At 65.9% G+C, this 19,191-nt stretch carries 15 protein-coding genes; 10 read left to right on the forward strand and 5 right to left on the reverse strand.

What is annotated here, in order from left to right:
* Window positions 1-4: 4 nt before the first annotated feature.
* Genes ACLIVD_RS08460 through ACLIVD_RS08470 form a run of 3 tightly spaced genes read right to left on the reverse strand, consistent with a single transcriptional unit; the run spans window position 5 to window position 3,804 of the window.
* Window positions 5-1,801, reverse strand: a complete 1,797-nt coding sequence (locus ACLIVD_RS08460) for an acyl-CoA dehydrogenase (RefSeq protein WP_283333386.1) — start codon at window positions 1,799-1,801, stop codon at window positions 5-7.
* 32 nt (window positions 1,802-1,833) lie between these two features.
* Complete coding sequence (locus ACLIVD_RS08465) at window positions 1,834-2,565, reverse strand: SDR family NAD(P)-dependent oxidoreductase (RefSeq protein WP_283351696.1); 732 nt, start codon at window positions 2,563-2,565, stop codon at window positions 1,834-1,836.
* 21 nt (window positions 2,566-2,586) lie between these two features.
* Window positions 2,587-3,804: an acetyl-CoA C-acetyltransferase gene (locus ACLIVD_RS08470; RefSeq protein ID WP_491932258.1), complete on the reverse strand. Its 1,218-nt coding sequence runs from the start codon at window positions 3,802-3,804 to the stop codon at window positions 2,587-2,589.
* Between the two features lie 151 nt (window positions 3,805-3,955).
* Here ACLIVD_RS08470 and ACLIVD_RS08475 point away from each other — a divergent pair, with 151 nt between their 5' ends.
* Window positions 3,956-4,591, forward strand: a complete 636-nt coding sequence (locus ACLIVD_RS08475) for a TetR/AcrR family transcriptional regulator (protein ID WP_283333389.1) — start codon at window positions 3,956-3,958, stop codon at window positions 4,589-4,591.
* A 145-nt stretch (window positions 4,592-4,736) separates the two neighbouring features.
* Here the strand turns inward: ACLIVD_RS08475 and ACLIVD_RS08480 are convergent, their stop codons facing one another.
* Window positions 4,737-7,064: an ATP-binding protein gene (locus ACLIVD_RS08480; RefSeq protein ID WP_283351698.1), complete on the reverse strand. Its 2,328-nt coding sequence runs from the start codon at window positions 7,062-7,064 to the stop codon at window positions 4,737-4,739.
* A 156-nt stretch (window positions 7,065-7,220) separates the two neighbouring features.
* Here ACLIVD_RS08480 and ACLIVD_RS08485 point away from each other — a divergent pair, with 156 nt between their 5' ends.
* The 6 genes from ACLIVD_RS08485 to ACLIVD_RS08510 all read left to right on the forward strand — a co-directional run bounded on the left by ACLIVD_RS08485 (window position 7,221) and on the right by ACLIVD_RS08510 (window position 14,137).
* Complete coding sequence (locus ACLIVD_RS08485) at window positions 7,221-8,174, forward strand: AraC family transcriptional regulator (RefSeq protein ID WP_491932259.1); 954 nt, start codon at window positions 7,221-7,223, stop codon at window positions 8,172-8,174.
* Window positions 8,175-8,214: 40 nt separating this feature from the next.
* A complete protein-coding gene (locus ACLIVD_RS08490; RefSeq protein ID WP_491932260.1) occupies window positions 8,215-10,239 on the forward strand; it encodes an acetoacetate--CoA ligase in 2,025 nt (674 codons plus the stop codon).
* Between the two features lie 195 nt (window positions 10,240-10,434).
* Window positions 10,435-11,346, forward strand: a complete 912-nt coding sequence (locus ACLIVD_RS08495; protein ID WP_283333393.1) for an MBL fold metallo-hydrolase — start codon at window positions 10,435-10,437, stop codon at window positions 11,344-11,346.
* Between the two features lie 427 nt (window positions 11,347-11,773).
* Window positions 11,774-12,673, forward strand: a complete 900-nt coding sequence (locus ACLIVD_RS08500; RefSeq protein ID WP_164065032.1) for an alpha/beta hydrolase — start codon at window positions 11,774-11,776, stop codon at window positions 12,671-12,673.
* A 146-nt stretch (window positions 12,674-12,819) separates the two neighbouring features.
* Window positions 12,820-13,260: a tautomerase family protein gene (locus ACLIVD_RS08505; RefSeq protein ID WP_120661785.1), complete on the forward strand. Its 441-nt coding sequence runs from the start codon at window positions 12,820-12,822 to the stop codon at window positions 13,258-13,260.
* 103 nt (window positions 13,261-13,363) lie between these two features.
* Window positions 13,364-14,137 (forward strand): SDR family oxidoreductase, encoded by a 774-nt coding sequence (locus ACLIVD_RS08510; RefSeq protein ID WP_491932261.1) that lies wholly within the window; start codon window positions 13,364-13,366, stop codon window positions 14,135-14,137.
* A 707-nt stretch (window positions 14,138-14,844) separates the two neighbouring features.
* Here the strand turns inward: ACLIVD_RS08510 and ACLIVD_RS08515 are convergent.
* Window positions 14,845-15,213 carry a hypothetical protein gene (locus ACLIVD_RS08515; RefSeq protein ID WP_283333395.1) on the reverse strand — a complete coding sequence of 123 codons (369 nt, stop codon included), beginning with the start codon at window positions 15,211-15,213 and terminating at the stop codon, window positions 14,845-14,847.
* 503 nt (window positions 15,214-15,716) lie between these two features.
* On the opposite strand from ACLIVD_RS08515, the gene ACLIVD_RS08520 reads away from it, so the two are divergent.
* Genes ACLIVD_RS08520 through ACLIVD_RS08530 form a run of 3 tightly spaced genes read left to right on the forward strand, consistent with a single transcriptional unit; the run spans window position 15,717 to window position 19,161 of the window.
* Entirely contained in the window at window positions 15,717-16,550 is an 834-nt protein-coding gene (locus tag ACLIVD_RS08520) for a hypothetical protein (RefSeq protein WP_283351699.1), read from the forward strand.
* Window positions 16,550-17,479 carry a hypothetical protein gene (locus ACLIVD_RS08525; protein WP_491932262.1) on the forward strand — a complete coding sequence of 310 codons (930 nt, stop codon included), beginning with the start codon at window positions 16,550-16,552 and terminating at the stop codon, window positions 17,477-17,479. Before ACLIVD_RS08520 ends, ACLIVD_RS08525 begins: the two co-directional genes overlap by 1 nt.
* A complete protein-coding gene (locus ACLIVD_RS08530) occupies window positions 17,476-19,161 on the forward strand; it encodes a hypothetical protein (protein ID WP_491932263.1) in 1,686 nt (561 codons plus the stop codon). The genes ACLIVD_RS08525 and ACLIVD_RS08530 overlap by 4 nt, the downstream gene beginning before the upstream one ends.
* The last annotated feature ends 30 nt before the right edge of the window (window positions 19,162-19,191 follow it).

The following is a 19,191-nucleotide window of genomic DNA, read 5'->3' on the forward strand; positions in this document are numbered from 1 at the left end:
GGGTTCAGAACCAGCTGGGGTTCATGTCGAGAGTGGTCCGGTCTCCGCTGGCCAACAGATCGAGTTGCGGGCCGACCTTGGGCAACTCGTGGGTGTAGAAGTAGCGGGCGGCCATCCGCTTTCCGTCGTAGAAGTCACCCCTCTTACCCTCGGTGGCGATGAGCTGTTCGAGCCACATCCACGCGATGACCGTGTGCCCGAAGGCTTCCAAATAGACCGACGAGTTCGCCAGCGCGGCCGCCGCGTCACCGGACGCCCACAAGGCGGCGGTGATGTCGACGACCCGGTTCCAGACGGTGTCGAGGGCGTCGGCGTAACCGGTGGCGTCGCCACCGAGAGACCGAGCCCGCGCGACGGTGGCAGCGATCTTCGATCCGAGCAGTGAGAGTCCGGCACCGTCGTGCATGGTGACCTTGCGGCCCAGCAGATCCAGCCCCTGGATCCCGTGCGTGCCCTCGTGGATCGGATTCAATCGGTTGTCGCGGTAGTACTGTTCGACGTCGTAGTCGCGGGTGTAGCCGTAACCGCCGTGCACCTGAATCGCGAGGCTGTTCGCCTCGAGGCACCACTGCGACGGCCAGCTCTTCGCGATCGGGGTCAGCACGTCCAGGAGCAACGTCGCCTGGTCGCCGGTGGCCGCATCGTCGGCCGTGTCGTGTTCGTCCACCAACCGTGAGCAGTAGAGGCCGAGCGCGAGCGCGCCCTCGACGTAGGACTTCTGGGCCAACAGCATGCGGCGGACATCGGCGTGATCGATGATCGGCACCGGCGGCGAGGAGGGGTCCTTGGCGCCGAGAGGGCGGCCCTGGGTCCGCACCGTCGCGTAGTCGAGCGACTTGCGGTATCCCACGTATCCGAGGGCGATCGCGAGGAACCCGACACCGATCCGGGCCTCGTTCATCATGTGGAACATGTAGGACAGGCCGCGGTGTTCCTCGCCGACCAGGAAACCGACAGCACCCGATTTCCCACCGGGGGTGTGGGTGCCGTCGCCGAACGCGAGCAGGGTGTTAGTGGTGCCGCGGTTGCCCATCTTGTGGTTGAGGCCCACCAAGGTGACGTCGTTGCGCTCGCCGGCGGCACCGTCGGCGCCGGGAAGGTATTTCGGGACGATGAACAGCGAAATGCCCTTGACACCCGGGCCGCCACCCGGGGTCTTCGCCAGCACCAGGTGCACAATGTTCTCGGTGAGTTCGTGGTCGCCACCGGAAATCCACATCTTCGTTCCGGTGACCCGGTAGCTGCCGTCGTCCTGCGGCACCGCGCGGGTGGTGATGTCCGCCAGCGAGGATCCGGCCTGCGGCTCGGACAGGCACATGGTGCCGAACCAGCGGCCCTCGAGCATCGGACGGACGTACTCGTCGATCTGCTGCTCGGTGCCGTACTCGGCGAGCAAATTCGCGTTGGCGATCGTCAGGAACGGATAGGACGAGGTGCTGGCGTTAGCCGCCTGAAACCAGGCCATCGCCGCCCGCGCCACCGTGGTGGGCAACTGCATCCCGCCGACGCTCTCGTCGAATGACCCGGCGATCAAACCGGCCGCCGCGTAGGCGTCGAGCGCCGTCTTGACCTCCGAAATCATCTCGACGGTGCCGTCCGGGCGCATGGTCGGCTCGTGCGCGTCCGCCTTCTTGTTATGGGTGGCGAAATGCTTGTGCGCGAGGTCCGCACTGAGGTCGAGCACCGCGTCGAAGGTGTCCTTCGAATGTTCGGCGAAGCGTTTACGCGAGGTCAGTGCGACCACGTCGAGCCACTCGTAGAGCAGGAAATCGAGATCGCGGCGAGAAAGTACATCAGTCATGAGAATCGGTTCCGTTCACAAGGTGGGCGCGCTCAGATGGAGATGCCGCCGTCGACCGGGAGGACGACTCCGGTGATGTAGCCGGCTTCCTCGGAGGCGAGAAAGGCGATGGCGTCGGCCATCTCGGCGGGGTCGGCGAACCGCGAGATCGGACCGGTGACTTCGGCGATCTTCTCCTTCGGGATGGAGGCGGTCATCCGGGTCGCGGCGTTCGGGGAGATCGCATTCACGGTGACCCCGAAAGCGGCGAGCTCTTTCGCGGCGGTCTTGGTGAACCCGATGATCCCGGCCTTCGCGGTGGCGTAGTTGGCCTGCCCGCGGTTGCCACGTAGCCCGGTGTAGGAGGTGATGTTGACGACCCGCCCGAATTCCTGGCTCCGGAAGTGCGGCACACAGGCCCGGGTGAACCGAAACGTGCCGCCCGCGTGGACATTGAGGACCTGGTCCCAATCCTCGTCGGTCAGCTTCCACAGCACCTTGTCGCGCAGGATCCCGGCGTTGTTGATCAGAATGTCCACCCGCCCGGTCTCGGCGATCACGGTAGAGACAACGTTCTCGACGTCACCGGTGTCGCTGACGTCGGCGGGGATGCCGATGGCGCCGACCTCGCGGGCGGCCTTGTCGAGTTCGTCCTTGTCGAAGTCCACCATGAACACGGTCGCCTTGGCCTCGGCGAAGTGGCGGGCCAGGGCCTGGCCGATGCCGCGGGCGGCGCCGGTGACGATGACGGATTTGCCGGTGAAGTCGTACGTGATGTTGCCCATCGAGGTTTCCTGTCTTTCTTCTCAGCTGAGGCGTTCGAGGACCATGGCCATGCCCATACCGCCGCCGACGCACATGGTTTCGAGGCCGAACTGCTTGTCGTGGGTGGTCAGGTTGTTGAGCAGGGTCGCGGTGATGCGGGCACCGGTCATGCCGAACGGGTGGCCGAGGGCGATCGCGCCGCCGGAGACGTTGAGCTTGTCCTCGTCGATGTTCAGCTCCCGCGCCGACCCGATCACCTGCACGGCGAACGCCTCGTTGATCTCGACGAGGTCGATGTCGGAGATGCCCAGTCCGGCGATGGCGAGGGCCCGCTTGGACGCCTCGATCGGGCCAAGTCCCATGATCTCCGGCGACAGCCCGGACACCCCGGTGGACACGATCCGGGCGAGCGGGGTCAGCCCCAGCTCCTTGGCCTTGGTGTCGGACATGATCACCAGGGCGGCGGCGCCGTCGTTGAGCGGGCACGCGTTGCCGGCGGTGACGGTGCCGTCCGGCCGGAACACAGGCTTGAGCTGGCTGACGGCCTCGTACGTGGTGCCGGCACGCGGGCCGTCGTCGGTGGACACGACGGTGCCGTCGGGCAGGGTCACCGGGGTGATCTCCCGCTCGAAGAAGCCCTCGTTGATTGCCGCCTCGGCGCGGTTCTGCGAACGCACCGCCCACCGGTCCTGCTCCTCGCGGGTAATGCCGGTGATCTGCGCGACGTTCTCGGCGGTCTGGCCCATCGCGATGTAGGTGTCGGGGACCAGGCCCTCCTCACGCGGGTCGACCCACTGCTGGCCGCCCTGGGCGAGCTTCTCGGTGCGGGTCTGCGCGTCGGCGTACAGCGGGTTCTGGGTGTCGGGCAGCGAGTCGGAGTTGCCCGCGGTGAACCGGGACACGGTCTCGACACCGGCGGAGATGAACACGTCGCCCTCACCGGCCTTGATCGCGTGCAGTGCCATGCGGGTGGTCTGCAGCGACGACGAACAGTACCGGGTGATGGTGGTGCCGGGGATGAAGTCGTAGCCGAGCTGGACCGCGACGTTGCGGCCCATGTTGAAACCCTGCTCGCCGCCGGGCAGGCCGCAGCCCAGGATGAGGTCGTTGATGTCGGTGGGGTCGAGCGCGGGCACCTTGTCGAGTGCCGCCTGGACCATCTGCGCGGCGAGGTCGTCGGGGCGCATGCCCTTGAGCGATCCCTTCATGGCGCGGCCGATCGGGGAACGGGCGATGGAGACGATGACAGCCTCGGGCATGCGGAACTCCTGGATGCGGGTCGTCTGGCGACGGTGATGGGAAAGCTATGTAGCCAAAAAATATGCAACCGCATATTTTCTATGCGCTTGCATATACTGATGGTGTCGGCGGAGACCTGTCAACCCCCGCCAATCGAGAGGCAACAGTGTGATGGATGCATCGCTAACCGCAGCGGTCGGCGAGCTGGGTACCTCGAAAGCCGCTGCGCGGATACGCGCCGCGGCCATCGAGGTGTTCGCCGCCAAGGGGTACGGCGCCACCACCACCCGGGAGATCGCCGCCAGCCTCGACATGAGCCCAGGAGCCGTATACCCGCACTACAAGACCAAGGAATCCCTTCTCTACGCCATCAGCCTCGAAGGCCATCATTCGGTACTGGCGGCCATCACCGCCGCTGATTGCCCCGACGTCGCGGCGCCCGACCGGCTGACGTCGACCGTGACGGCCTACGTGATCTGGCACGCCGACAACCGCGCCAGCGCCCGGGTCGCGCAGTACGAACTACGCTCGCTCTCGCCCGAGCACTTCGCAGTCATTGCGGACATCCGCAGGTCCACCACGAAGGTGTTCAAGCGAATCATCGAAGCCGGCGCAACGGCAGGCGACTTTCATCCCTTCGACATCGAGGCCGCCGCGCTGGCAATCACGTCCCTCGGCGTCGATGTCAGCAGGTGGTTCCCCTCCCGCGCCTACTCCGACCCACGCATTATCGCGGCTCGCTACGTCGAACTTGCCCTTCGAATGGTCGGGTGCGCCGACCGGCAACCCCTCGACAAGCCTTCTTGACACGTGTTGCTGGACTGCAGGATTCGAGAACGTCACCGAAGTGGGCGAGACCTGCGCCGAAAAACAGCCCGCCGCGGCGTCCGCCTAGATCTCGCGGCTCCGAGATCGCGAGGTCACCGTGTCGGCGACAGTCGCCGCCCAGCTATCACCGATTTGGCGATTCCGGCGCGCGCCGTTGTGCCACCCAGGTCGCGATCTGAGTGCGGGAGTTGAACCCAAGTTTGGCGAAGATGTGCTCCACGTGTACGTCGACGGTGCGTCGGGAGATGACCAGCTTGGCCGCCACGTCCTTGCTCGACATTCCCTGCGCCACCAGGTCCGCGACCTCGCGCTCTCGAGGTGTCAACAAGCTGTCGGCCTGTCGGGTCTCGACGGGGGAGACTCGGTGCTCACGGAGCGCGAAGGTCAGCATCTCCTCGACGGTGAGCTGGCCTCCACGCGCAAACGCGGTGTCGAAGCCAGGGTTGCCCATCGCCCGCCGAGCCATGTTCTCGAACTGTTCGCGCCGCGCGAGCAGGTGTTTCGCCCCGAGCAGTGGGACGCCAATGGTCTGCCAGGCCTGGTCCGATGCGCCGAGGAGCACGGCGGCCCGCTCGGAATCGCCGCTCGCCGCGGCGGTCCAGGCGAGAGCGTCCAGGATGAACGCCAGGCCCAGGTTGTCCTGGGTGAACCGCTTGAGCTGGAGCGCCTCGCACAGATCGGCTTCGGCCTGCTCGAGCTCGCCCTGGAGAAGCTTCAGGAAGCCCCTGGCCCACATGGCGTAGGACAAGAGCCAACGCTCGCCGACCTGCTCACATTGCGCGCAAACCTCCTCGGCCACTTCGGAGGCTCTGTCCAGCTCGCCGGACAGCACGTAGGCAATGGTCAGTGCAGGGCGCACACTGTTGGGGTAGTCGGCGGGTACGTCGGCGCACCCATATCGCTCGAGCGCTTCAACCAACAGTGGAATCGCAGCGCTCGGGTCGGTGCCCAGTTCGCGTAGGCCGAGCATATGGGTTGCGTAAGCCAGGCCCCGTGGGTCGCCCAGTCGGCCCGCCAGATCGTGGACGGCGTCGATCAGTGCAGTAGCAGCAGCCTCATCGCCCTGGAAGACAGCGATGTCAGCGGCGGTGCCCAGCGCCCAAACCCGCTCGAGACTCGGTTCTTGATCCAGTGCCAACGCCCGGTCCAGCCACAGGCGGCCTTCGGTCATGAAGCCGAGCGCAGCCCAGAGGAACCAGGGCAGGCCCGCCATCCGCAGTCCGACGCGCACCTCGTCTGGCCGCGCGAGGCAGAATTCGAGCGCCGAGCGCACGTTCGGATGCTCCACACGGAGCAGGGCCGCCCAGGCCTCCTGTCCCGGACCGAACCACTCCGCGGCAGCCTTCTCGATCAGCCGCCAGTACCAATCTCTGTGCCTGCGCTGCACCTTCGCTTCGGAGCCGGACTCTCGTAGTCGGGCCTGGCCGTACTCCCGGATAGTCTCCAACATGCGGAACCTGACACGCCCGCCGTGCTCGCCTCGGGTCAAGATCGACTTGTCGGTCAGCCCGGCCACCGTGTCGAGAATGACCTCCTCGGCAAGCAACTCGTCCGCGCAGACAGCCTCGAGCGCGTCAAGACCGAACCCACCAGCGAACACTGATGCGCGCGCCCACAGGGTCTGCTCCGCCGGAGTACACAGCTCGTAGCTCCAGTCGATGAGGGCCTGAAGAGTCTGATGCCGCTCCGGCAAGTTACGACTGCCCTCGCGAAGCAGCTCGAACCGACTATCCAGCCGATGCGCGAGGTCCTCCACCGTGAGCACGCGCAACCGTACCGCTGCCAGTTCGATCGCCAACGGGATCCCCTCCAGTCGCTGGCAGAGCTGGATGACCGCCTGTTCATTGTCGGGGGTGATCTCGAAGCCGGGAACGACCGCAGCCCCCCGGGCGGCGAACAGGTCGACAGCCGCGAACTGCGTCGCCGAGCCGGGAGCGAGACGGACATCGACGTCGGGCACCGGGAGCGTTGGAACCGGGTACACATGCTCACCGGCGATCATCAGCGCTTGTCGGCTCGTGGCGAGGATCCGCAGTTTCGGCGCCGCCCGGAGCAGCCGGTCCACCAGGTCCGCGGCTGCCTCGAGTATGTGCTCGCAGTTGTCGAGGACTATCAAGGTGTGCCGGGGGCGCAAGTAGTCGGTGAGGACCAACGGGGCGGGGGCTGACTGCTCGCGAATCCCGAGTGCATCTATCAGCGTGTGCGGCAGCAGGTCTGGGTCCTTCAGAGATGCCAGTTCGACCAGGCAAACCCCATCTGGGAAGGCGCGGCGGATATCACGGGCAACCCGCAGTGCGAGGCGGGTTTTGCCGACCCCGCCTACCCCGGTCAACGTGACGAGCCGGTCGACGGAGAGAAGCTTTCGGACAGTCTGGGTCTCGGATCGACGGCCTACGAAACTCGTCAGATCCGCGGGCAGGTTGTCCGGCTGGTTCGCCGACCGTGAAGCCATGGTCCGACCAGACTAACGCTCCGGCCCGACCGGGAGCGGTCGGGCCGGAGCGCGAATAGGTAATGGGATACGTCATTCACACAATGTCCCCCGGGGTGGTCCACAGGCAGGCTGTACAGGCACATCAAACCTAGTCCACTGCTTTGGGAGGCCCCGATGACCGCGACCATAGCCACCGAAATCGATGTCCTTGACGTCGAGGCGGCCGGGCCTGGGGCCCGCTGGGAGACTGCGGTCCGCGATGTCTCGGGGCCCATGACGGTGCAACACCGCAAGAGGCGGGGCAATGCCACTCGCGTGCGTTCGCGAGAGGTCGGCGACCTCCAGCTCGCGGACTGGGACTGCCCGCCCCTGCAAAGCGTGCTGTCGCTGGGTAAAGATCGTGCCGCTGAGCGCGATGTCGTCGTGGTCGTGGCAGGTGACTGGGGCGACGAGCGACTTTCCTTTGCGGGCACGGATGCCGCGCCGGTGAACGGGACAGTGGTCGTGGCGACCGGCGGTTACGACGGTGACGGCTTCTCGGTGCCGGAGCGGGTCAGGAAACGCACGCTGACCCTGCCGCGGGCCGCGCTGCTGGCAGCTGGTTGCGACGCGAACATTCCTGGCTGTGTCGTGCTCGAGCAGGACCGGCCGCTGGTTGGCGTCCTGTTTACGACCATTGACCAGGTCTGGAGCCGGCTACCAGCCATGCATCCCTCGGAGATCGAGGCGGCCCGCCGGGCGCTGGTGGCACTGACTGTCGGCATCATCCGCGCAGAGAGCGGCTCTGTCACAGGTCGATCGGCCTTGGCTGCTTTGCGCGCGCAGATTGACAACTGGATCACCCGCAATCTTCGTAGCGGTCCGATCCGTATCGAGGATCTTGCGGCCGCCCATAACGTCTCGACACGAACCATCCACCGGGCCTTCTCGCTGACCGGGGACACCATGACCGCTCTCGTGCGGGCACGGCGTATGGCCGCGGTCCGCGAGGAGCTGGTGAACTCCGACATGACCATCGCGACGATCGCTCACCGGTGGTGCTTCTACGACCCCAGCCACCTTCGCCGGGAGTTCCACCGCTGCTTCGGGGTCTCGCCGAGCGAGTATCGGGAAAGCCACGGCTGCTGATGCCCGTTCTGACTAGTAACGCGTGAAGAAGGGTGCAGATATGGATTTCGGAATGGACGCGACCGTGGAGGTGAGTTCGATCGGACCCGGGGACGTCGCCTGGTCGCCCTCGGCAGAACGGATCGCCGACGCCCGGATCAGTGACTTCATCGACTGGCTGCAGGCGACGGGCCGATTCGAGGCCACCTCCTACCAGTCCTTGTGGGAATGGTCGGTGACCAGTCCGGAGGAGTTCTGGGCGTCGATGAAGGACTACTTCGGGGTGACCATGACCGGCGTTGGCCCGGTGCTGCCAACCCGGGAGATGCCCTTCGCCGAATGGTTTCCCGGCAGGCGGCTGAATTATGTGGACATGGTGCTGAGCCACGCCACGTCGTCCCGCCCAGCGATCATCGACGATTCCGAACCTGGCGGGCCCGGGCCGCGGACGGTTTCCTGGACCGAACTCGCCTGCCAGGTCACCGCGCTGGCGAACTGGCTGCGCGCCCGGGGCGTCGGCGAGGGCGACTGTGTGGTCGGATACCTCCCCAACGTTGCCGAGGCGGTCATCGCCTTCCTCGCCACCGCGAGCGTTGGAGCGACCTGGTCGTGCTGCGGACAGGACTATCAACCCGAAGCGGTTGTCGACCGCCTCGGACAGCTCGCGCCGGTGGTCCTCGTCACGGCCGACGGTTACCGCTTCGGCGGACGCGAGGTCGACCGCCTCGCGGCCCTGCCAGCCCTGCAGGCCGGGATGCCGACGCTGCGTGAGGTGCTCGTCGTCGATCGACTTCACTCTGGGGCGAGTGTTCCCGCAGGCACCACGCCCTGGGTCGAGGCAGTCACCGGGGGTGGGCCGGCCATGACTCCCGCGCACGTGCGGTTCGACCACCCCCTCTGGGTACTGTTCTCCTCGGGGACGACCGGGAAGCCGAAGGGGTTTGTTCACGGCCACGGTGGAGTCGTGCTCGAGCACCTCAAAGCCCTGGCCCTCCATCTCGACCTAGGGCCTTCCGACACGTACCTGTGGTACACCTCGCCGAGCTGGATGGTCTGGAACTCCCTCGTGAGCGGCCTCCTCGTCGGCGCGACGATCGTCTGCTACGACGGAAGTCCGTCGTACCCGACCGACGACGCGCTATGGGCTCTCACAGCCCGACACGAGGTCACCGTGCTGGGCACGAGCCCGGCATACCTCCAGGCCTGCGCCCGGGCCGGCCGGTCACCCGGCACCGACCACGATCTGTCTCGGCTGAGGACGATCGGGGCCACCGGCTCCGTGGTCGCTCCCGAGTTGCACTTCTGGGTTGCCGATCACGTCGGCCGCGATGTGCCGCTCGCCTCGGTGACAGGGGGAACCGATGTCGCCAGCGGGTTCGCGGGCTTCGTGCCGATCCTGCCGGTGCGGGCCGGGGAGATCTCGGCCCCATACCTGGGCGTGGCCCTTGACTCGTGGGACGCCGACGGCCGCAGCCTGCGCGATGCCGTGGGCGAGTTGGTGGTGACACAGCCGATGCCGTCCATGCCGACCCGATTCTGGAACGACGGCGACGGGGCCCGCTACCGAGAGACCTATTTCGAGAGCTACCCCGGGGTCTGGCGGCATGGTGACTGGGTCACCATCACCGAGCGCAACACCGTGATCGTCCACGGACGATCTGATTCCACGCTGAACCGTAACGGGATCCGGTTCGGTACCGCCGACATCTATCGCGTCGTCGAAGAACTCCCGGAGGTAGAGGAAGCCCTCGTCATCGGGGCGGAGCAGCAGAACGGTGAGTACTGGATGCCGCTGTTCGTCGCACTGTCCGAGCACGCCGAGCTCGATGACGCGCTCCGCGAGCGCATCATCGGGCGGATCCGCGAGGCGGTCTCACCCCGAGTCGTGCCGGACGACGTGATCGTCGTCAGGGCGATCCCGCACACCCGGACAGGCAAGAAGCTTGAGGTTCCGGTCAAGCGCATCCTGCAAGGCAACGACGTCGCCGCGGTCGCCGAAGCACGGTCGATCGACGACCCGTCCCTGCTGGAAACCTTTGCCCGCTACGCAGCCACCCGTGCTGCGAACTCACCGGTGCATGGCTGATGACCAAGGGAGACGACCTACTTGGCCATGGCGGCCGGTTCGTCACGCCGAGCGAATCGTGGCGGCTGTGTACCGGTGTCCGGCACGGCCGACCTATGTCCCGGAAACGGCGCGCTCATACCGTTGATCTAACTGCGGTGGGCCGCAGGCCCACCCGATGCCACTGACCAATCACTCTCATTCTGGAGGTTCTTCATGAATACCGACATCCGCCCGCCCGCCGCAGCCGCCCCGCCGATCCGAGCGACCGTGTACGTCGGTCGCTGGCCCGAGATCCCCGCGGGAGACTGGCCTGATGTTCCCCGCGGCACGTTCTCGCCGACCACTGCGACGTTGATCACCGGTCCGACCGAAGCTGTGCTCATCGATGCGCAGTATCTCAAGGATGACGTCCGGGACCTGGGGGACCTGATCGAGCGCACCGGGAAGCAACTCACGACGATCTACGTGACGCACGCCCATGCCGATCACTACCTGGGCATCGGTCCCCTCAAGGAGCGGTTCCCGGACGCGAAGTGCGTTGCGCTGCCCCACGTGGTCGAGGCCATGAAGGAATCCATGGAACTGCAGCAACAGCAGTGGGCGATGCTGTTCGGCGACGCCTGCGTCGTCAGTGATGCGCTCCCCGACCCGATCGACGACCGGACGCTCTATGTTGACGGCTCGCCTCTCAACATCGTCGAGGTGAAGCAGGCCGACATCCATCCCACGACAATCGTGCACATCCCGGAGATCGATGTCGTCGTTGCCGGTGACTCCATCTACAACGAGATCCACCCGATGCTCGGCCTGTCGACGCCCGAGGAATGGCAAGACTGGCTCGAGACCGTGGATCTGGTGGAGAAGCTGGCACCCAAGGTGATCGTCGCCGGCCACCGCAGGCCCGACGGCGACGACCACGCCGTCGATGCCATGATCGCCGAAACACGTTCCTACATCCAGGACTTCGCGGCTGCCTACGAGGTTGCAAGCGATGCGGAGGACCTGGTCCGCATCATGTCGGCGAAGTACCCGGGGCATGGAAACCTCTGGACCTTGCAGTTCTCGGCCATGAACGCGATCCAGCTTCGAGACTCAGGTTCGACCGCGGCGGAAATCCGGCCGTAACTTCCCAGGCTGGACCCCACGCCAGCGAACGACGCCGCAGCTCGGGACTCGCAGAACAGCGAGCCTCGAGCCTCGACGCGGGACCCTCCTGCCCCGGCCCATCGCGGCGATGGGTGCAGTTCTAGGCGCTCGGCTGGGCACCGCCACTCGATACCGCGTGGTGGCCGCGAGACATTGTGCCACTCGCTCACCGCGCAACGGCACCACGGTCGAGTCGTACGTCGCGCCGTGAAACAGGCGGGCCGAACCGGGTGCGTCTCGACGGCCGGCCCAGTCCCGAAGCGGATATCGATGGATTTCGCGGCCGGGGTAGCGGCAAACCGAACGTGGCGGACGTGTCCTCGGAGTGGGCGCAAGCATCCCTTCAATGGTGTGTTCCACGTCACTACCTTCTTCAACAAGCGTACAAATTTCGGAAGGATCGCTCATGCCACGTGAGGATATTGAATTCTCAGCGGACAATGTCACTTTGCGCGGATGGTTCTATCCCGCAGAAGGGGCCGATTCCAAGGGCCCACTGGTGGTGATGGTCCATGGACTGTCCGCCGTCAAGGAAATGTATCTCGACGACTACGCCGAGTCCTTTTCCCAAGCGGGACTGAACGTTCTGGTGTACGACCACCGAAACTTCGGCGCGAGCGACGGCGCTCCGCGTCAGCACATCGATTCGATCACCCAGGCCCGCGACCTTCGCCACGCCATCACGTATGCGACTGGCCGCGAGGACGTCGACCCCGGCCGTGTCGGCATCTGGGGATCCAGCCATGGCGGCGGCCTCGTGCTGAGCGTGGCCGCCGTCGATCGTCGGGTGCGGGCCGTTGTCGCTCAGGTCCCGTTCATCAGTGGGTCCGGCCAGATGACGCGGCTCGTTCGTCCCGACTTCCTGCCAACGGTGCGCGCCCAGTTGGACGGCGAACGACGCAACATCTACGACGGCGGGGAGCCCACGCTCATGCCGGCCGTGGACGCCGATCCGTTGGCTCCCGCGCTGATGTCCAGCGTCGAATCCTGGGAGTTCTTCACCAAAACCGCGCAGGACAGGGCTCCGTCCTGGCGCAACGAGGTGACCCTCGGTTCGCTCGAGCGGATCGTCGAGTTCGAGCCCGGCGATGGAATCCACCGGATCTCACCGACCCCACTACTGATGATCGTGGCTGACCAAGACATCAGTGCGTACGCAGAACTTGCCTTCGAGGCCTACGAACGGGCCCTGCAGCCCAAGCAGTTGCTCGTGCTGCCTTGTGGCCACTTCGACGTGTATACCGGTGCCGCGTTCGAGGCGTCGTCTAAGGCTGCGTGCGAGCACTTTGTGCGCGCCCTGGCGTAGGACCCGTCCGCGACTACGAGTCCATCAAGACCTTCGTGCGGGCAACATCAGACCTCAGTTTGATGAGCCCATTCGGACCGTCCGACAGAAGCAATCGCTATCGCGGCACAAGTCCCGCCGCACCAATCCAATGAGGAGGAACCGCCATGCCGTACTGGGAGATCTTCACCCCCGAGAATGCCTTCACCCCCGAGGACAAGGAGCAGCTGTCCGAGGCGATCACGTCAATCTACGTGGACTACGTCAACCTGCCACGGTTCTACGTGGTCGTCCTGTTCAAGGACATGCCGAAGGAGACGATGTATGTCGGGGGAAAGGCGAACAACAACTTCGTCCGGATCCGACTCGATCACATCGCCCGGCAGATGGAGACCGCAGAGGTTCGCGCACTGATGATGACAGTGGCCGAGGAGAAGCTCGCGCCCTTCATCAAGGAGCGCGGCTACGACTGGGAGATCCACATCGATGAGACCCCCATGGACCTCTGGCGCACGCAGGGTCTCGTGCCGCCGCCGCCGGAGTCGGACATGGAGAAGCTCTGGGCCAAGGAGAACCGACCCGTCCCGTACGACGTCGCTGCCTCGTGACTGAGGATCCCGGGGCGGCGCTGTGCCCCGGGCCTTGTCGGTCCTCTCATCCCGCGGAACTCGAACTGGCTCAGTACATCGTCTAATGGAAAGGAAGGTGGCCATGCCTGCATCACTCGAAGGTAAGGTCGTGATCGTCACTGGATCGGGCGGCGGAATCGGCGCTGTGATCGCCGCCCGGTTCGCGAAGGAAGGCGCTCGGGTTGTCGTCTCCGATCGAGACCGCGGAGCCGCCGGGGCAGTTGTTTCCCGCATCCCCGGCGCGAGCGCAATCCCGGCTGATGTGACCCGCGAGCAGGACGTTTCTGCGCTGATAGAACGGACTGTCGAAGAGCATGGGGCTTTGCATCACGTGGTCGCCAACGCTGGGATCATCAGCGCATCGCATCCGATCGCGGAGACGCCGCTCGATGTTTGGCGATCCACCATGTCAGTGAACCTTGACGGTGTCTTCCTGACCATCAAGCACAGCGCGGCGGCTATCGCGAATTCCGGTGGTGGATCGATCCTCACCCTCTCGTCCATTTCGGGGACCGGGGGCACACCTCTCGCGGCGGCTTACGGGGCGTCGAAAGCTGCAGTTCGTAACCTCACCGCAACAGCTGCAGGTGAACTCAGAGCACAGAACGTCCGAGTCAACGCCCTGGTGCCCGGCTACGTTGATACTCCGCTCGTTGACTCTGAAGTCCCAGTTTGGGAGTCCACCATGGGCCTCGCCCCTGGCGGTTTCGCTCAGGTAATCGACCAGAAGCAGGGGCGGTTGATATCCCCAGAGAATATCGCAGATGCGGCTCTTTTCCTCACTTCGGACCAAGCTTCGATGATCACCGGGAGTGCCTTGACCGTCGACGGCGGTTTCACGAGCCAATTGTTCTGAAAAGAACATAGGATGGGTTGTGTCACGGGAGTCCAACGTGAGGTCACCATAATTCAATGCCCGGCGAAATACAGCGGACTGCCCGGGAAACCGTTCCCCGGGAACCGCGGCTCGACGGCAGTCCGCAGGCGGCGAGACCCTCGACCGCTGGCCCCTTCGGCCGAGGGCCGTCACCCGTCGCGCGTGGACCGAGGACGAATGATCGAACCCACCTCCTCGGGCCCCGCGCGGCCCGGCGCGAGATCATGCTCACCCCCTTCGATGAACTCCTTGACAGTGCGTTGCGGTGGGGGTGTTTGGAGTGCGAATTACTTCGACATGTCGCGGCGTTGAATTCCCTGCTCTGCCCGGCAATGTTGGGTGGTGGTGGAATCGATCTGCCGAACCTCCTTCACCCCCTCCATGAACTGAGGAAACGACAAGGGCACTGGGGAATGAGGAATCTGATGCAGACACGCGAGTTTACATAATATCCGTTATCAGAACTTTGGGAACGTTTGGATAGCAACATATTTCGCCAAATGTTCGACGCGGGCCACTGAGTGCCTGCCTGAAGTCGCAGCAGTCGAGATCACAGTTTCGCACTGGTGGGTCGGCGCCGGGGTGCGCACACGTGGTGTGCGCGACTAGCTCACGACCCCGCCGTCGGGTATGCCGTCTGGTCTCGGTGGGTCGGGTGCGTTCTTGTTTTTGGTGACTTGTATTGCTCAGGAGCTGTGCGTGGCGAATTCGGTTGCGGCAGCGAGCATGGTGTCGCGCACGGTGTGGAGGTTCGCTTCGCGGAGTAGCTGTGCGGGTGGTTGGCTGTCGAGTGCGGAGTTTCGTCCTTGGAACCAGGTTTGGATGACGGCGGGGGTGTCGCGCGCGCCGATTCGTCGTGCGGCGTCGAGGGCGACCTGGAGTCGGTCGAGGATGGCGTGGTCGGGCAGTGGGGTGGTGCCGTCCACCCATCCGTGGACGGTGGCGGTGTCGGGCGCTTCGGCCAGGTATGCAACGAGTTTCGCGCCCAGGAGTGACCGCAATTCGGTGATGAGGGTGCGCGCTGCCGTGTCGGGTCCGGTGCCTGTGTCGACCATTTCGCCTCTCCTCGGTCAGCCCCCGTGTGCTGTTCACGCTACTCGGGTTCCGGGTGGGGATGTTACTTCGAGGTGCGCATGTCGCCGCTGGTCAGGGCTTTTCTGGGTGCCGCCGCTGGGTTAGCGTGAAGGTATCGGATCTGCCTCACACGCTGGATAGGGGAGCAAAAACTTCATATCTGCGTGCTCCGACTGGAGGTGATCCGCTCAACTACCTTTGAACGCACCGAAAGACACCGAATGACGCTCGGTGTCTTTCGAATTCGTCAGCTGTGGTGCAGCTGACCCCATGTGATTCATGAGGAGTAGACACTCATGACGATACTCCCTTGCGCTTTGATCGGCGACGGGCTTATTGGAAGTCACCTGTTGGATGGGGAACGGTGATCACTGATGACGGCCTACAGCGGCGAACTGATGACGCCGATGGCATCGCGGCGCGTATCCGGTGTTTTGAACCACGATCGGTCGATCCCGCCGCGTGGTCGGTGGTGGCGCCGTGGGTGCGCGAGACCGTCGAATTGTCCGGGCCCAGGTTGCACAGTCAGGCGGCGAACGCGTTGAAGGCGCTGTCGCGGTTCGCGGTGTGGGCAATCGATGTGGGGTACGACCTCGACCGGGAGACGGTGCTGACCCCGGAGGTGCTCGAACGGTATCGGGTGACCGGGATGCGGGAGCTGGCGCCGACCTCGCGGTTGACGGAGATCTCGCGGCTGCGCAGGGTGGCGCGGGCGGTGACGCGCCGGGCGCCGTGGCCGGCACCCGGCGAACAAGGAGCCCGGCAGGGCTTGTCCGCGCCGTACACGCACGAGCAGGTCGAGGCGTATTGGGCGGCCGCGATGGCGCAGAACGGGCCGTTCCGGGTGCAGGCGATGACCGCGGTCCTGGCGTTGACGGTGGGCGCAGGGGCCCGCTCGGGCGAGTTGTTCGCGGTCACCCGGGCCGATGTGGTCGAGGTCGGCGGCGTGGTCGCGGTGGCACTCGGATCGGTGTCGGCACGCCGGGTGGTTTCGGTGCGGGCCGGGTGGGTGGAGAGGCTGAAGGGGGTCCTCGCGGGGGCGGGGACCGGGCCGTTGGTGGCCTCGCATCGTGCCGGCCGGGATCAGGCGGCGGCGTTGCTCGCCTCGTTCGAGTACCCGGCCGGGTTGCCGCGGTTGACGGTCGCGCGGTTGCGGTCGACCTGGCTGACCGGTGTGTTGTCCGATTGTGGGGTGGCGGAGATCTTCGCGGCCGCCGGGATCGTGAGCGGGAAGGCGTTTTCGGATCTTGTTCCGTATCTTCCTGTCCCGGAGGTCGGTTCGCCCGGGTGGCGGCGGTTGGCGGGAGGGCAGCAGTGATGGCGCCGCGGACATCGGAGCAGATCATCGAGCTGTACACCCCGCGGATGCCGGCGCAGCAGTGGGAGGCGATCGCACCGTTCGTGCGTGACGTCGTTCGGCGCGGGTTCATACCGAGCCAGATCGCGAAGGTCACCGCGACCCGGATCTCGGAGGTGGCGTCGATCGTGGCGTGGGCGCGAGAACAGGGACTGCCGCTCGACGTCGAGCAGGTCTTCCATCCCGCGACGGTGAACCGGTACGCGATGACGGCACCAGGATTGGCGGCCGCCTCACGGTCCACACGACGTGCCACGCTGACGACGTTGTCGCGGCGGATCACCAGGCGGGCGCCCTGGGAACCGCAGCGGGAAGCGTTGCGGTATCCGCGGACGGTCGCGCCGTATACGGCGGCTCAAGTGGCGCAGTTGCTGTGGTGGGCGCCGCGGCAAGCGAGTGCGGTCCGTAGGCGGGGGCTCGCTGCTGCGGTGGCTCTCGGTGTCGGGGCCGGGTTGCGCGGCACCGAGATGCTCAACGTCGGCGTCTCGGATGTGCGGGTCCGCGGCGAGCACGTCATCATCGAGGTTCGTGGCGCGAAGCGGCGGGACGTACCGGTGCGCCCGGCGTACCGCGAGGCGGTGCTGGCGTCCGCGGAGCGAGCGAGCCGTGGGCACTTGTTCCGGGATCCGGTGCCGCGGGTCGAGTTCGTGAGCGATCTGCTCGCGCAGTGCGAGGCCCCGCGTGGAGTGAAGCCGGTGACGTCGTCCCGGCTGCGGTTGACGTGGGAGGTCGCGATGGTGCAGGCCGTTCCGCTACCGATCTTCATGAGGCTGTCCGGGCTGACCGGGACCTGCAAGTTGAACAACCTTCTCGCTCTCGACACCCAGGGCACGCGTGCGCGGTGGAGCATCGCCGAGTTGGACGCGATCGCCGAGGCGGTGCCCTGGTGAGCGCGAAGGGCAGGGTTCGTCGTCTGCATGAGGTGTCCACCGCCGTGCATCGGGCCGAACCATGGCAGTTCAAGCGGGTGGTCGCGGTGATCGAGCACTGTGCGGCGCGGGAGTTCGTGCGGGAGGTGTTCGATCACCACCGCGGTGCGCACCGGGTCTTTACCGCTGATGCGTTCCTCGCCGCGTACCTGCTGACACCGATGCTGGGGTTGCCGATGCACCAGACGAAGGTCGCCGAGGTCGTGCGGGGATGGTCGAACTCGCAGCGCCGGGAGGTGGGACTGCCCGCGCACGTCGAGGTCAGCTACAAGAGCGTCAACGACGCGTTGCGGCGGTTGATGAAGGCGTGCCGGTCGCCGCGCCATTCGGAGTGGGACGAGCGCGCCGTCGCCCAAGCCTTGCTCGATGCCACGTTGTGGGGTCACCTGCCGACCGGTGCCGTGGCTCTGGATTCGACCGACCTCTCGACGTGGGGGCGGGTGCGGCACCGCAAACCGCTGGTCGACGCCGACCCCGACTCGCCTCCGCCGCCGGATCATCCGCTCGCGCCGCCGGATCCGGCGCATCCGCATGCCCGCCGGAGCGGTCACCACCTCCCGGACGCCCCGGTTGGGGCGGATGGCCGGTACATCTACACGGTCGACATGGACGCGCGGATGGGCTGGCGCAGCAGTGAGTTCGAGGAAACGATCTTCTTCTGCGGTTATGACCTGCACGTGATCACCGATATACCGTCCGGCCCCGGCCGCGGCCCGGTGGTGCACGTCGCCCGGTCGATGAACCTCTCACCAGCCGGGTCGCACAAGGGAATCAGCGGCCTGCCCGCCGTCCAGGTACTCGGTGACCGCATCGGAAAGCCGCGCCAACTCATCGCCGACCGCGCCTACAACTTCGTCACCGACGACAAGTTCGCGATCCCGGTCTGGCGGCTGGGCTACACGACCATCTACGACCTGCACCCGTACCAACGCGGGACGCACCCGGGACCCGACGGCAAACACGCGATATGGATCGACGGCACCCTGTACTCGGCGAGCCTGCCAGAGGGACTCGAGGAGATCGACCCGATCGACGTCGACATGAAGGACGAGGCGCGTGCGCGGATCGAGCGACGTCACCAGGCGCGGCAGGCCTACGCCTTCGTCCCGCACGGGGCCCGGCGCCCCGACGGGTCCCGCCGGTACCGCGGGCCTGCCGTCCATCCTGCCCGGGTTCGCTGCCCGAACAACCCGATCTCGATGCGCGCACCGCAGAGCGTGCCGACGACCTCCTGCACACCCGGCACGGAATGCGGGTGCGGGCGCACCATTACGTTGAACGACTCGGACTACCCGGGTATGCGGATGCCGTGCCAGCACGGCACCCTCGCCTGGGAGGCGTCCTATCACCGCAGGGTCGGCATCGAGAGCGTGTTCGCCGACCTGAAGCAGAACCGGATGTCAATGCATCGTGGGTTCTTCCGCGGCTTCGGGATCCGCCGCTACACCCTGCTCGCCGGGTTCGCCCTCGCTGCGTTGAACCTGCTGATCCTGCACGACGCGGCCACCCGCCGCGGAACGCTCGACTGTTGGGGCTGGTTCCTCGGCGAACCGGAACCCGAGCGCACACCACGCCGGCGGCCTCGCATCAATCGAGCCACCACGTGTCACACAGAGTTGTCGTCCACCCGTCCAGGCAGATAGCTACCCCGCCCCGGCAACGGTATCCACGGA

This window comes from Rhodococcus sp. G6(2025), from assembly GCF_058628105.1.